The sequence below is a fragment of the Mesorhizobium sp. B2-1-8 genome (assembly GCF_006442545.2).
GTDB lineage: Bacteria > Pseudomonadota > Alphaproteobacteria > Rhizobiales > Rhizobiaceae > Mesorhizobium.
Genome location: NZ_CP083952.1, coordinates 1,081,389 through 1,094,043, shown reverse-complemented (window position 1 = coordinate 1,094,043; position 12,655 = coordinate 1,081,389). Strand labels below are relative to the sequence as shown.

Here is a 12,655-nt window from a genome sequence, read left to right as displayed (position 1 = left end):
CTCGATGGCCGGCCCATATCAAAACAGCCGGAACCGGCGTGTCGACTTTTCCGCCTCGTCGTCCGGATCGACGCCTGGATCGTCCGGCAGGCGCGCCAGTTCTTCCGCCGGCTCGACGGCCTCGGCATCGGCCGGCACTGCGGCAAAAGCGGCTGCCGTGACCGGCGTCACATCATCCTCGCGGCTTTCGGCGCCCTTGCCCGTCGCCTCGTTGCCCGGGACGGCATGATCGATCACGTCAACCGGCTTTTCCGGCCTGCCCGGCGCCTCGATGGCCACTACCGGGGCATCCGGCTCGTCGCGGCTGTCGATCAGCTGGCCAAGCCGCTCCATCGGCGCGCGCCATTCGAAGGCGTCGAGACGGCCGGTGACCGGCGAGACCGGCGCCCAGCGCTCGGAGACGACCCCGTCGGCGACCCAGGCCGGATCGCGCGGCGCCCGAACCGCCTTGGAGAGGAGCTGCCGCACCTTGCCCTGGTCGCCGGTCTCCGCCTCCTCGATGTCGGCCAGGAGCAGATAGGCGCCCTCGCGGCGGTCAATGCGGATCGCGGCTTCGGCCTCGCGGCGAGCGGTCGACAAATCCTGTGCGTCGAGCGCGGCACGCGCCACCGTCATCGACGATTCGGCGTGGTTCTTCTTCATCTCCTGCAGCTTCTTTGCCCGGTTGAGCCGATCAAGCACGGCGTCACCCGGCCTTGCATGGGTGTAGAGCTCGGCAATTTCGGGATGCGGCTCGGCCTTCCATGCTGCTTCGAGGATCTTCGAGCCCTTGCGCACGTCGTTCTGCTTGAACAGCGCCGCCGCGGCGGCAATTGCGGCGGGGGCGAAGTCCGGCTTCAGCCTGTTGGCCTCGACCGCCGCTGTCCTGGCGGCCGCGGGATCGCTGTCGGCGAGCGACTGCGCCTTGGCGGTCAACAGCACCGCGCGGCGGCGGTTGGCGGCGTCGCGCTCGATCTGCCGCGTCGACTTCTGCGCGTCTACCAGCTTCAGCGCGCCGTCCCAGTCGCCGCGCGCGGTCAGCTCCTCCAGCGTCGATTCGGCCGCCCAGGCCAGTTGCGGCGCCACTGCGGCGGCGCGGCCGGCATAGTGCCGGGCGGCATTGCGGTCGCCCAGCCGCTCGGCTTCCAGATAAAGCCCGCGCAGGCCAAGCAGCCGCATTTCGGGGTCGTCGAGCATGCTCTCGAACTTTTGGCGCGCGCCGTCATGATCGCCTTCTAGCAGCGATGCCTGCGCTTCGAGCAGATGGATCAGCGGCTCCTGGTCGGAACGGATCAGCTTGGCCGCTTCCTTGGTTTTCTTGCGGGCGAGCGCCCCGTCGCCGGCGCCGGCGGCGATCATGCCGGTCGACAGTGCCTGATAGCCACGGTCGCGGCGCCGCACGCGGAAATAGCGCGAGATGGTGTAGGGGCTGTTCCACAGCGACTTGATGAGCCACCAGACGATCATCACCGCCGCGACTACGGCGACGACAGCCACCGCCGCCACCATCAGGCTGACCTGGTACTGGTAGCCATTGAAGGTGACGACCATGTCGCCGGGCCGGTCGGCCAGCCAGGCAAAGCCCAGCCCGAGCGCGAAGACGACGATGAGGAAGGCGAGCAGGCGGATCATCGTGTTGTCCTCATGCCTTCATCGCGCCGGAGATCAACGCGTCGACCTGGGTTTCGACCTCGATGCGCGCCTTCAGTTTGCCGGCAAAGTCGGCGCCCGCGGCCTTCACGGCTTGCGGCAGCTTGTCATATTCGCTGAGCGCCTTGGCATAGTCGCCCTGGGTGACCGCAACCTCCATGCGCGCCACGGTTTCTGGTGCCCCAGCGCCTTCGACGGCGCCGATCGGCCGGACCTTGACCAGCGATTCGGCGCTCGACATCAGGTTCTGCAGGAAGCCGGCATTCTGGTCGCCTGGCGTGGCCGCTGCCACCATGGCGTTCGCGGCGGCATCCATCTGCGAGGCAATCTCGGTGCGGGTCGGCACGCCCTTTTCGGCATAGGGCCGCAATGTCGCGAGCTGTGGCGCATCAGGCGAAATCGCCGCCAGCGTATCGAGTTCGGCCGAAAACGGCGCGCCACGGTCGAGCGCGGACTTCAGCGCCGAAGCCGCGATGGCGAGCGCGATCTTCGGCTGCGACGCCTGCGCATCGACCTTGCCGGAAAGCTGCGACACCGACTGCTCCAGCGCGGAGAGACGGCCCTCCTGCGCCTTCGCTGCCTCGCCTGTCGACTTCACCAGCGCATCGAGAGCCGCCATTTTTTCGTTGAGCGGGCCGAGATCGACGGGCGCCGCGCTGCCGGCCTTGCCGAGGGTCGCCACCGTGGTTTCGATCTGCTTGACCTTGTCTCCCAGTGCGGCAAGCCCGGCATTGTCGCCGGCGCCGCCCTGTTCGACCGCCGATTTCAGCGCCGCGACATCGCTCTTGACCTGGTCCAGCGCCGACGACAGGCCATCGACCTTGGCCGATGCACCATTGTTGTTGCCGGCTTCCCTCATGTCCGCGATTTCGCTCTTCAGCGAGGCGATCTCGCCATTGACGCCATCGAGCGAGGCGCCGGCAGCGGAGCCCGGCTCGCCGAGCAGGCCGGCAAATTGCAGGCCACCGGCGCCGACCAGCGCGATGACGCCGCCGATGATGCCGGCGGCGATGCCGTTGAGGCCGCCCCGCTTCGGCTGTGCTGTCATCGGTTCGCTCCTCGCGTCGGTTTTTCCGGCAGCCGCCTTGGTCTCGGCGGTTTTGGCGGTTGCATCCTCAAAATTGTAGTCGGAAGCCGTGGCGCGGTTGGGGGGTGTATCCGAACCGGGATAAGGCATTTCCGGCTCAGTGGATTTGGCCTCGGGCGCATCTGTCCCGGCCTGCCCCGCGGCGGCATCGTCATGCTCCCAGGGTTCTAGGTCGGTCTGATCGGCATGCACCGGCTCTTCCGGAGCCTCCGGCTGCGAGGCGTTCGCTGCTTCCTCGGCCTTCGCCTCGTCGGTCTGGGCGGCATCCTTGGCGGCATCCTCGTCGACGACGCGTGAGACGGCGCCCGGATCGAGATCGATGGTCACCGGCTCGCGGCGGCTCTTCGAGTGTCGCATCTTCGGCGTCTTGACCATGCATGGGCTCCGCAAAATTCGCTTCGTCTCAACGCCCGGCGGCGCGTGATGGTTCAGAAGGGTCTAGCACATCACCAAGCGGTGAAAAGGGGCGGTGTGATGACGCGGGTCAGGGCCGTTCCCGCAAAAGTGCCAGCAGCGCCTCCTCGTCGGGTCGTACGGCGACGCGGATTGCCTTGCCGGCGTTGTCGCCGAAGGCGGCGGCGATGCGCGCGGAAAGGACAAAAACCCGTGTCTTTTCAAAGGCCTTTTGCAGGGCAGGCCGGCTGGTCAGGAGCCGCATCGCGGCAGCCGCTTTGGCCGAATAGAGCAGCACCACGTCGACGGCTTGGCCTGATATCAGCGAAAGGATCGCTTCGTCCGAATGGCTTACCGCAAGCGTGTCGTAAGTCTCGACGGCATGGACCCCGACATGAGCTGCTTCCAGCTTCTGTTCGAAGGCGGGAAACCGCACGCGCCCACAGAGGTAAACGATCGTTTTACCGGAAAACGCGATCGCCATGCGGTCGGCCAGCGCCTCGGCATCGCCGGGCCCCTCGACGACCGAGAGAAAGCCGGCTTTACGCGCGGCCGCGGCGGTCCTGTTGCCGACAGCATGGCAAGGCAGGTTGGAAAGCGCCGCTATCAGATCTCTCGGGGCATGGCGCACGGCATTGGCGCTGGTGATGGCGACGGCCGCCACGTCGTCCGGAACCGCCTTGGCATCGACCGGCAGTACCATCGTCTCCGTCAATGGCAGGAGAAGAGGCTCGAAACCCATCTCTTCCAGCTTTCGCGCCGTGCGCGACGCACCGGGCTCCGGTCTGGTGACCAGGACGCGGAGCATTTTCAGAGCCAGCCGTCGAAGAACTTTTCGCCGGCCCTGGCGCGAACTGTCCGCGCGGCGTTCGCGCCTATTTCCGCCGCGTCCGCGGCCTCGCCTTCCAGCCGGACGTCATGCCATTCCGTGCCGTCGGGCGAGATGATCAGTCCGGCAAAGGACAGTTTGCCGCCCGATACGGTCGCATGGCCGGCGATCGGTGTGCGGCACGAACCGTCGAGCGCGGCGAGAAACGCGCGCTCGCAGGCCAAGGCCTGGCCCGTCGGCACATGATGGATCGCCGCAAGCATGTTCTCGATTTCACGGTCGCCGACCCGCGTCTCGATGCCGATCGCGCCTTGTCCCGGCGCCGGTGGAAAATCCTCCAGCGGCATCAGGTCGGTGATCACGCCTTCGAGCCCGAGCCGCTTCAGCCCGGCATAGGCGAGGATGGTGCCCTCGGCGATGCCTTCATCCAGCTTGCGCAGCCTCGTCTGCACATTGCCGCGGAACATCACCACCTCGAAATCCGGCCGCATCCGGCGGATCAGCGCCTGGCGACGGAGCGATGACGATCCTACCTTGGCGCCAGGCGGCAGATCGGCGATCCGCTTGACCGCCTTGCCTATGAAAGCGTCGCGCGCGTCCTCGCGCGGCAGGAAAGTGGAGAGCTCCAAGCCGTCGGGAAGTACCGTCGGCATGTCCTTCGACGAATGCACGGCAAGGTCGATACGCCCGTCGAGCAGCGCTTCCTCGATTTCCTTGGTGAACAGGCCCTTGCCGCCGGCCTCCGACAGTGGCCGGTCCTGGATACGGTCGCCGCTGGTCGAGATGGGCACCACTTCGAACGCCTGCTCGGGAAGGCCATGCGCCTTCATCAGCCGCACACGCGTCTCATGCGCCTGGGCGAGCGCCAGCGGACTGCCGCGCGTTCCGATTTTCCGTGTTTCGATTTTCAAAGTTTGCATGGCGCGCGGTCCGTGATAACCCCCGAGCGAAATCGAGGTCTTGCCGGCCTTTTCCTAATGGGGAATAGCCCCATAGACAATCTCTTGGGATAGCGACGAATTGATCCGCGTTCTGGGCATCGAGACGAGTTGCGACGAGACTGCCGCCAGCGTCGTGGCGCTGGAGGGCGACGCCGCGCCGAAAATCCTGTCCAATATCGTGCTCTCCCAGATCGAGGAGCATGCCGCCTTCGGCGGCGTCGTGCCCGAGATCGCCGCGCGCGCCCATGTCGAGGCGCTGGACGGCATCGTCGAGGCGGCGCTCGCCGATTCTGGCGTGGCTCTTGCCGATATCGACGCGATCGCCGCCACTGCCGGGCCAGGCCTCGTTGGCGGCCTGATCGTCGGCCTGATGACGGCCAAGGCGATCGCGGCCGCGGCCGGCAAGCCGCTGATCGCCGTCAATCACCTCGAAGGCCACGCCTTGACCGCGCGGCTGACCGACGGCCTGGAATTCCCCTATCTCTTGCTGCTGGTTTCCGGCGGCCACACGCAGATTCTCGCCGTGCGCGGCGTCGGCGACTACCAGCGCTGGGCCACAACCATCGACGACGCGCTCGGCGAAGCCTTCGACAAGACGGCCAAGATGCTCGGCCTGCCCTATCCTGGCGGTCCCAACGTCGAGAAGGCGGCGCTGTCGGGCAATGCCTCGCGCTTTGCCTTCCCACGGCCGATGAAAGGCTCGGCGCAGCCCGATTTCTCCTTCTCCGGCCTGAAGACCGCCGTGCGCCAGGCGGCGACCGCGATCGAGCCCTTGAGCGACCAGGATGTCGCCGACATCTGCGCCTCGTTCCAGGCGGCCGTCGCCGATGCGCTGGCCGACCGCGTTTCCCGCGCGCTGGCACGATTCAGCCAAACATTCCCTGGCACGAAGAACCCGGCGCTGGTCGTCGCCGGCGGCGTCGCCGCCAACCGCGCCATCAAGGCGACGCTCGAGCGACTCTGTACTGAGGCCGGTTTCACCTTCGTCGCGCCGCCGCTGAAATTGTGCACCGACAATGCCGCGATGATTGCCTGGGCCGGCATCGAGCGGCTGCGCGAAGGCATGGCGCAGGAGAACGGCTTCGATTTCGTGCCGCGCTCGCGCTGGCCGCTGGACAGCGTCTCGACGCCAATGGTCGGCTCGGGCCGGCGCGGAGCCAAGGCATGACCGGTCGAGCCACGAAGAGCGAGGGCCTGGGCAAAAGCGGTTGGCATGTCACCGTGCTCGGCGGTGGCGCCTGGGGCACGGCCCTGGCGCTGGCCATGCTGCGCGCAGGCCACTCGGTACGGCTGTTCGCGCGCGACTCTGAAACCGTGGCCTCGATCGGTCGTGGCGAGAACCCGCGCTATCTCCCGGGCATCGCAATCGAGCCCGGCATCGAGGCGACGAGCGACATCGAGGCAGCGCTCACTGGGGCCGATTGCGTGCTGGCGGTGACGCCGGCGCAGGCGTTGCGAGCGACACTGGCGGCCGCGAAAGATTATATGCCGGCCGGCATTCCGCTCGTGCTCTGCGCCAAGGGCATCGAGCGCGACACCGGCGCCTTGCTGTCGGCAATCGCTACGGAAATCCTGCCGCAAAACCCGGTCGCCGCCCTGTCCGGGCCGAGCTTCGCCAGCGATGTCGCCCGCGGCCTGCCGACGGCGGTGGTGGTGGCCGCCGGCGACGAGGCGCTTGCGGCCAACCTTGCCGCCCGTTTTTCGGCTGAAAATCTGCGTTGCTATTCGAGCGACGACCTGATCGGCGTCGAAATCGGCGGCGCCTTGAAGAACGTCTTCGCCATCGCCGCCGGTGCCGTCACCGGGGCCGGGCTCGGCGCCAGCGCCCAGGCCGCCATGGTCACGCGCGGCTTCGTCGAGTTGCGCCGCATCGGTGCCGCCTTCGGCGCCAGGCCCGAGACCCTCATGGGGCTTTCCGGCCTCGGCGACCTGCTGCTCACCTGCTCGTCGACGCAATCGCGCAATTTCGCCTATGGGCTGGCGCTCGGGCAAGGCAAGGCGCTTTCCGGGCTACCGCTGGCCGAGGGCGTGCCGACGGCGGCGATCGCCGCCCGTATCGCCGCCGAGCGCAACATCGATGCGCCGATCATCGCCGCCGTGGCCGCAATACTGGACGGCACCATCACCATCGGCCAGGCCGTGACGGCCCTGATGACGCGGCCGCTGAAGACCGAAACCAACGATTGACGACCATCAGGAGAAAGCCACAATGCTGTTCGCGTTGATTTGCAAGGACAAGCCTGGAAGCCTGCAGGTGCGCGTCGATACGCGGCCCGCGCATGTCGCCTTTCTCGAGGCGCTGAATGGCGAGAAGAAGCTGGCCTTCGCCGGCCCGTTCCTCGATGCCGACGGCAAGCCGAACGGCACGCTCGCCGTGATCGAGGCGCCCGATATGGCCGGAGCACAGGCGCTGTCTGCCGCCGACCCCTACGCCAAGGCTGGGCTGTTCGAGAGCGTCGAAATCCGGCAGTGGAACTGGGTCTTCAACAAGCCGGCGGCCGGCTAATCGGCAGGAGAGAGAAAATGAACTACTGGCTGTTCAAATCCGAACCCTCGGTCTTCTCCTTCGAGGCGTTGAAGGCCAAGGGCAAGGCAGGCACGCAATGGGACGGCGTGCGCAACTACGCCGCCCGCAACAACATGAAGGCAATGCAGATCGGCGATCTCGGCTTCTTCTACCATTCCAACGAGGGGCTGAACGTGGTCGGCATCGCCGAGGTCTGCGCGCTCGCCCATCCCGACACCACGTCGGATGATCCGCGCTGGGAGTGCGTCGATATCCGCGCCGTCAGGGACGTGCCGAACCCGCCGACGCTGGAAGAAGTCAAGGCCAACCCGAAATTGGCCGAGATGGCGCTGGTTCGGCTCGGGCGGCTTTCCGTGCAGCCGGTGACCCCGGCCGAATGGAAGGAGGTCTGCCGTATGGGCGGCCTGACGCCTGCTCCGTGACGGCGCTCACCCCCGACAGCGCCAGGCAGTTCATCCTCGACAATACGGCGCTGATGGCGCCGCCGCATGTACCTGAGATTCTTCTCCACCTCGCCGACGAAGCGCATGATCTTTGGCAGCGGACCGAGGACGAACTGGTCGAGATCGGCCTGCCGCCACCCTTCTGGGCTTTCGCCTGGGCCGGCGGCCAGGGCCTCGCCCGTCATGTCATCGACAATCCCGAAACGGTGCGGGGCAAGCGCGTGCTCGACTTCGCCTCGGGCTCCGGCCTCGTCGCCATCGCCGCCGCCAAGGCCGGTGCCGCGGACGTGACGGCGGCCGACATCGACCCGTTCTGCGCCACCGCGATCCGGCTCAACAGCGAGGCCAATGGCGTCGGGATCGAATTCCTCAGCGCGGACTGTATCGGCACCGATGCGGGTTGGGACGTGGTCCTGGCTGGCGACGTCTTTTACGACAAACCCTTCGCCGACCGGCTTATGCCATGGTTTTCGGCGCTCAAACGGAGTGGCGCCGACATCCTGATCGGCGATCCCGGCCGGTCCTATCTGCCGCGATCCGGGCTGGAGCCGCTTGGCATCTACCAGGTGCCGGTGACGAGGGCGCTCGAGGATGCCGAAGTCAAGCGTACGACCGTATGGCGGCTGCTTGACGCCATCGCCGAACAGGCGTTTCCATAAACCGCATCTGGAGGGGGAAGCTCATGGATTTTTCGGCAGTGAACTGGATCGCGGTGGTTGCCGCCGCCGTCGTCGCATGGCTGTTCGGTGCCGTCTGGTACATGGCGTTTAGCAAGCCCTGGCTGAAGGCCGTCAAGCTCGATCCGGCGACGATGAAGAAATCGCCGCTGCCCTTCGTCATCTCCTGCATCGCCGAGCTGCTGATGGCCACCATCATGGCCCTGGTCGTCGGCGCGATGACCGGAGGCGAGCCAACCTGGCTGGCCGGGCTGATCTTCGGTTTCGTGCTCTGGCTGGGTTTCGTCGCCACGACCCTGTCGGTCAACCATCGCTACGAGAATTTCGGCTGGGACCTGACCCTCATCGACGGCGGCCATTGGCTGGGCGTGCTGCTGATCATCGGCGCGGTGATCGGCTGGTTCGGCGCCGCGGCGAGCTGAGATAGCGATTTGACGATGACGGATGAATCCGGCTTTCCGCGCGACCTGGTGTTCAGCCGGGTCTGTCATGTCAAAAAAGGCTATGACGACCGGCGCCGGCATATCGTGCGCGAGTTCGAGCGGCGCGGCGTGCCGGTCACCTTCTACACCGATTGGGACCAGCCGGATATCACCCCGGAGATTCGTGCTGAACTGGTCGCTCCCGATTTTGTCCACCCGGCGCAGGTCTCGCTGGCGCTGAAGCATGTCGGGATCTGGCGCGATTTCCTCGAAACCGACCTGCCCTATTGCCTGGTGTTCGAGGATGACGTGTTCCTCGCGCGCGACTTCGTCGCCAAATTTCGGCAAGGGCTGGCCGAACTCGGCAGCCCGATGCGCAAGGCCGTCATCTATCTCGGCAATGGCAGCAACTACTACACGCCGAGCTGGAAATTGCGCAGGGGTCAGAGGCTCTACCCGGCACTCCATGCCAGGTGCGCGGATTCCTACCTCATCACCCGTCCGGTCGCCGAAGCCCGTTGTGCCTGGATCGATCAGCACAAGATATACAGCGTGATCGATCACCAGATCGAGCAAATGGACGAAAAACTGGGCATTGAGATGCTGTGGTTCGAGCGACCAATTGTCGAGCAAGGCAGCGAAAACGGCGCTTTCCAGACTTCCGTCGCCGGCAAAAAGCAGCCGCTTCTGTACAAGAAGCTGAAATGGAACGTGAAGAAATACCGACGCATGATCTTCGGCCACAACGCCCGGTCCTGAGTGCAGAGCAATTCCAGGAAAAGTGCGTCGCGGTTTTCCCGGGAAAAGCGCGTAGCGCTTTCCCTAGGGAATTGCATGAAACAAGAGATCAGACCTTGTCCGTCGTCCGCGTCCTGGCAACTTCCTCCAGGATCCATTCGCGGAAGGCGACGATACGGGGATCGTCGCCCGTGGCCTGGGGATAGACCAGGAAATAGGCGAATTCCGGCGCAACCCTGATGCTGAACTCGAAGGGCCGCACCAGCCGGCCCTCGGACAGGTCGTTTGCCACCATGGCGAGATCGGCGAGCGCGACGGCATTGCCGTCCAGCGCTGCCTGGACAGCATCCGTGGACGTGCCGAAGACGACGGTGCGGCTGTCGTCGAAATCGTTGATGCCGGCCGCCGCCATCCACATGCGCCAGTTTGGCCATGTCACGCCCTGGCGGGCCCATTCGATATGGGCAAGCGTGTGGTTGAACAGGTCGCGCGGCTCGCGCAGGGGCGGCCCCGATGCCAGGAGGCCCGGGCTGCACACCGGAATGATGATGTTGTCGAACAGGCGATGCGCGCAGAGTCCTGGATATTTGCCGGCGCCGAACCGGATGCCGACATCGACGTCGTCGAGATCGAAATCGCGCAAGCCGTAGGCGATGTCGAACCTGAGTTCGATGCCCGGCCGCTGTTGGCGGAAATTCTCGACGCGCCGCATCAGCCATTTCGCCGCGAACTGCGCGTCCAGCGTCACCTTCAAGAATTCCGTCCCGCGCGCCATCTTGCGCGCCCGCATCACGGCCCGGCCAAGCAGATCGAGCGTGTCGGTCGCCGCCTCGTACAGCACCGTGCCCGCCTCCGTCAGCCGGATGGTGCGGCTGGTGCGGGTGAAAAGCACGATGCCGAGCTGATCCTCGATTTCCTTGATCTGGTGGCTGACGGCGGCAGGTGTCAGGCCCAGCTCGTCGGCGGCTCGGGTGAAATTGAGGTGCCGGGCCGCCGCCTCCAGCGTCCTGAGCGCCCGCGTTCCCGGCAAGAGCGCTGCCATCAGCGCACGGCCCGATCGAAGTGATCCATGGAGCCCTCAATCCTCAAATAAAACTTGATGATGAGAAAAAAACTACTCGTTTCCCATTTGTTTTTCAATCCGGCATGATTTGCAGCATCAAAACACCATCAAACCGGATTTGATGTCCGGAGAATACGGATCACATCATGTCTCACATCGTTCTCCACCCTGCATATATCGCCCGGCCGAGCTGGCTGTCGGCTGTTCGTGACTGGCTGCGGCAGGCCAGGGTCGCGGTCAATCTTGGCCACCAGAACGTCGAGGACCTGTCCGATCGCCAGTTGCGCGACATCGGCGCCCGCCGCAAGGACATCGCCCGCGCCATGGACCGCGAGACCGGCCGGCTGGGCCTTCTCGACATCGGCTGGCAGCGGAACAGGAAGGCATAGGGGAGTAGGGGAGTAGGGGAGTAGGATTGGTGATGCAGCCTGAACGTGTCTGCTACTGAAGCCTTCCCCTATTCCCCTATTCCCCTATTCCCCTATTCCCCTATTCCCCTATCTCACCACCCTCACCACCGTCCGGTCCGACAGCAGCGGCAAGAGCCGCGCCATCGTGCGCGCGGTGACCGCCACGCAGCCTTCCGTCGGCGTGAAGCCGGGACGCGCCAGGTGGAAGAAGATGGCGCTGCCACGCCCGCGGCGGCGCGGCGCGATATTCCAGTCGAGTACCAGGCAGGCGTCATAGAGCCTGTCGTCGCGCCGCATGCGTTCATGGCTGGCGCCATAGGGTATCTTGACCGGCCTGTTGTAGTTGCGGTCGTCAGATACCTCGCACCAGCCGAGATCCGGCCCGATCGGCGCCATCGCCAGCCGCGTCCTGCGGCCTTCGGCAAACTGATCCCCGCGAAAGTACCCCGCCAGGATGCGCATCGAAGCGAGCGGCGTGGCGCCGTCGCCTTCGCGCTTGCCGGACGAGATGCCGCCGCGTCCCAGCGCGCATGCAAACACCGTTTTGCCGGCCTGCAATAAGCCCTGGCTTGGGTGGCCGGGTCTCGTCCGCACGATCAGCACGCGCAGCTGTTTTGCCAAAATTGCGCCGGCTGCATTGCGATCGCGTTTTTTCTTGTATGATCGTGCCACGGAACAAATCACTGTGATCGGCTATTGTGCCGGCAAGCTTCCGCATAAATACGCAGCGGTCAACTGAATTCACTTTTCAAAACAACGGATTGATCCATGACTTCACGCACCATCCTGATCGTCGACGACGATGACGACCTGCGCGGCACACTGGTCGAGCAACTGTCCCTCTACGAGGAATTCGACGTGCTGCAGGAATCCACTGCGGCAAAAGGCGTCACGGCGGCGCGCGGCGGGCTCATCGACCTGCTCATCATGGATGTCGGCTTGCCCGACATGGACGGCCGGGAAGCGGTGAAGATCCTGCGCAAGGGCGGCTACAAGGCGCCCATCATCATGCTGACCGGCCACGACACCGATTCGGACACGATTCTGGGTCTCGAGGCCGGCGCCAACGATTATGTGACCAAGCCGTTCCGCTTCGCGGTGCTGCTTGCCCGCATCCGGGCGCAACTGCGCCAGCATGAGCAGAGCGAGGACGCGACCTTCTCGGTTGGCCCCTACACCTTCAAGCCCAGCCAGAAACTGCTCATCGACCCGCGCGGCGGCAAGGTGCGGCTGACGGAAAAGGAGGCCTCGATCATCAAATATCTCTATCGCGCCGACCAGAAGGTGGTGACGCGTGACGTGCTGCTGGAGGAAGTGTGGGGATACAATTCCGGCGTCACCACGCACACACTGGAAACCCATGTCTACCGTCTACGCCAGAAGATCGAGCGCGATCCTTCCAATGCTGAAATTCTTGTGACAGAAAGCGGCGGCTACAAGCTGGTTCCTTAAACATTTCACTATCCAATGAGCGGTCTGGACGGGGCCGCTTTCGG

At 65.2% G+C, this 12,655-nt stretch carries 15 protein-coding genes; 9 read left to right on the top strand and 6 right to left on the bottom strand.

What is annotated here, in order from left to right:
* Positions 1 to 18 precede the first annotated feature (18 nt).
* The 4 genes from FJ970_RS05295 to hemC all read right to left on the bottom strand — a co-directional run bounded on the left by FJ970_RS05295 (position 19) and on the right by hemC (position 4,858).
* Positions 19 to 1,611, bottom strand: a complete 1,593-nt coding sequence (locus FJ970_RS05295; protein ID WP_140763345.1) for a heme biosynthesis protein HemY — start codon at positions 1,609 to 1,611, stop codon at positions 19 to 21.
* Positions 1,612 to 1,621: 10 nt separating this feature from the next.
* The gene (locus FJ970_RS05290; RefSeq protein WP_140763342.1) at positions 1,622 to 3,091 is read right to left on the bottom strand and encodes a COG4223 family protein; all 1,470 of its coding nucleotides are present in this window, start codon (positions 3,089 to 3,091) and stop codon (positions 1,622 to 1,624) included.
* Between the two features lie 109 nt (positions 3,092 to 3,200).
* Positions 3,201 to 3,917, bottom strand: a complete 717-nt coding sequence (locus FJ970_RS05285; RefSeq protein WP_140763339.1) for a uroporphyrinogen-III synthase — start codon at positions 3,915 to 3,917, stop codon at positions 3,201 to 3,203.
* 2 nt (positions 3,918 to 3,919) lie between these two features.
* Positions 3,920 to 4,858 carry a hydroxymethylbilane synthase gene (gene hemC, locus FJ970_RS05280; RefSeq protein WP_140763336.1) on the bottom strand — a complete coding sequence of 313 codons (939 nt, stop codon included), beginning with the start codon at positions 4,856 to 4,858 and terminating at the stop codon, positions 3,920 to 3,922.
* A 103-nt stretch (positions 4,859 to 4,961) separates the two neighbouring features.
* Here hemC and tsaD point away from each other — a divergent pair, with 103 nt between their 5' ends.
* From tsaD to FJ970_RS05245, 7 genes are read left to right on the top strand one after another with little or no spacing between them, the layout of a single operon-like run.
* Positions 4,962 to 6,047, top strand: coding sequence for a tRNA (adenosine(37)-N6)-threonylcarbamoyltransferase complex transferase subunit TsaD (gene tsaD / locus FJ970_RS05275; protein WP_181178766.1), 1,086 nt, complete (start codon positions 4,962 to 4,964; stop codon positions 6,045 to 6,047).
* A complete protein-coding gene (locus FJ970_RS05270; RefSeq protein WP_140763330.1) occupies positions 6,044 to 7,066 on the top strand; it encodes an NAD(P)H-dependent glycerol-3-phosphate dehydrogenase in 1,023 nt (340 codons plus the stop codon). Before tsaD ends, FJ970_RS05270 begins: the two co-directional genes overlap by 4 nt.
* Before the next feature lie 22 nt (positions 7,067 to 7,088).
* Positions 7,089 to 7,385: a YciI-like protein gene (locus FJ970_RS05265; RefSeq protein ID WP_140763327.1), complete on the top strand. Its 297-nt coding sequence runs from the start codon at positions 7,089 to 7,091 to the stop codon at positions 7,383 to 7,385.
* A gap of 17 nt (positions 7,386 to 7,402) precedes the next feature.
* The gene (locus FJ970_RS05260) at positions 7,403 to 7,828 is read left to right on the top strand and encodes an EVE domain-containing protein (protein ID WP_140763324.1); all 426 of its coding nucleotides are present in this window, start codon (positions 7,403 to 7,405) and stop codon (positions 7,826 to 7,828) included.
* On the top strand, positions 7,825 to 8,508 hold the full coding sequence (locus FJ970_RS05255) for a class I SAM-dependent methyltransferase (RefSeq protein WP_140763322.1): 684 nt from the start codon (positions 7,825 to 7,827) through the stop codon (positions 8,506 to 8,508). The genes FJ970_RS05260 and FJ970_RS05255 overlap by 4 nt, the downstream gene beginning before the upstream one ends.
* Before the next feature lie 23 nt (positions 8,509 to 8,531).
* Positions 8,532 to 8,948, top strand: a complete 417-nt coding sequence (locus FJ970_RS05250) for a DUF1761 domain-containing protein (RefSeq protein ID WP_140763319.1) — start codon at positions 8,532 to 8,534, stop codon at positions 8,946 to 8,948.
* 15 nt (positions 8,949 to 8,963) lie between these two features.
* Entirely contained in the window at positions 8,964 to 9,707 is a 744-nt protein-coding gene (locus FJ970_RS05245; protein WP_140763316.1) for a glycosyltransferase family 25 protein, read from the top strand.
* 88 nt (positions 9,708 to 9,795) lie between these two features.
* Here FJ970_RS05245 and gcvA read toward each other — a convergent pair whose 3' ends face one another.
* Positions 9,796 to 10,728 carry a transcriptional regulator GcvA gene (gcvA, locus tag FJ970_RS05240; RefSeq protein ID WP_140763313.1) on the bottom strand — a complete coding sequence of 311 codons (933 nt, stop codon included), beginning with the start codon at positions 10,726 to 10,728 and terminating at the stop codon, positions 9,796 to 9,798.
* 167 nt (positions 10,729 to 10,895) lie between these two features.
* On the opposite strand from gcvA, the gene FJ970_RS05235 reads away from it, so the two are divergent.
* The gene (locus tag FJ970_RS05235; RefSeq protein WP_140763311.1) at positions 10,896 to 11,138 is read left to right on the top strand and encodes a hypothetical protein; all 243 of its coding nucleotides are present in this window, start codon (positions 10,896 to 10,898) and stop codon (positions 11,136 to 11,138) included.
* A 108-nt stretch (positions 11,139 to 11,246) separates the two neighbouring features.
* Here FJ970_RS05235 and FJ970_RS05230 read toward each other — a convergent pair whose 3' ends face one another.
* Positions 11,247 to 11,783 carry a L,D-transpeptidase family protein gene (locus FJ970_RS05230; RefSeq protein ID WP_181178765.1) on the bottom strand — a complete coding sequence of 179 codons (537 nt, stop codon included), beginning with the start codon at positions 11,781 to 11,783 and terminating at the stop codon, positions 11,247 to 11,249.
* 144 nt (positions 11,784 to 11,927) lie between these two features.
* Between FJ970_RS05230 and FJ970_RS05225 the strand changes: the two genes are divergently transcribed.
* Entirely contained in the window at positions 11,928 to 12,611 is a 684-nt protein-coding gene (locus tag FJ970_RS05225; RefSeq protein WP_027145512.1) for a response regulator transcription factor, read from the top strand.
* Positions 12,612 to 12,655: the final 44 nt, after the last annotated feature.

What these genes read in the sequence shown, in the direction of transcription:
- FJ970_RS05225 (WP_027145512.1), top strand. Translation starts at nt 11,928, where the DNA reads ATGACTTCACGCACCATCCTGATCGTCGACGACGATGACGACCTGCGC.
- FJ970_RS05250 (WP_140763319.1), top strand. Translation starts at nt 8,532, where the DNA reads ATGGATTTTTCGGCAGTGAACTGGATCGCGGTGGTTGCCGCCGCCGTC.
- hemC (WP_140763336.1), bottom strand. Translation starts at nt 4,858, where the DNA reads ATGCAAACTTTGAAAATCGAAACACGGAAAATCGGAACGCGCGGCAGT.
- FJ970_RS05235 (WP_140763311.1), top strand. Translation starts at nt 10,896, where the DNA reads ATGTCTCACATCGTTCTCCACCCTGCATATATCGCCCGGCCGAGCTGG.
- FJ970_RS05285 (WP_140763339.1), bottom strand. Translation starts at nt 3,917, where the DNA reads ATGCTCCGCGTCCTGGTCACCAGACCGGAGCCCGGTGCGTCGCGCACG.
- FJ970_RS05295 (WP_140763345.1), bottom strand. Translation starts at nt 1,611, where the DNA reads ATGATCCGCCTGCTCGCCTTCCTCATCGTCGTCTTCGCGCTCGGGCTG.
- FJ970_RS05270 (WP_140763330.1), top strand. Translation starts at nt 6,044, where the DNA reads ATGACCGGTCGAGCCACGAAGAGCGAGGGCCTGGGCAAAAGCGGTTGG.
- FJ970_RS05265 (WP_140763327.1), top strand. Translation starts at nt 7,089, where the DNA reads ATGCTGTTCGCGTTGATTTGCAAGGACAAGCCTGGAAGCCTGCAGGTG.
- gcvA (WP_140763313.1), bottom strand. Translation starts at nt 10,728, where the DNA reads ATGGCAGCGCTCTTGCCGGGAACGCGGGCGCTCAGGACGCTGGAGGCG.
- FJ970_RS05245 (WP_140763316.1), top strand. Translation starts at nt 8,964, where the DNA reads ATGACGGATGAATCCGGCTTTCCGCGCGACCTGGTGTTCAGCCGGGTC.
- FJ970_RS05290 (WP_140763342.1), bottom strand. Translation starts at nt 3,091, where the DNA reads ATGGTCAAGACGCCGAAGATGCGACACTCGAAGAGCCGCCGCGAGCCG.
- FJ970_RS05260 (WP_140763324.1), top strand. Translation starts at nt 7,403, where the DNA reads ATGAACTACTGGCTGTTCAAATCCGAACCCTCGGTCTTCTCCTTCGAG.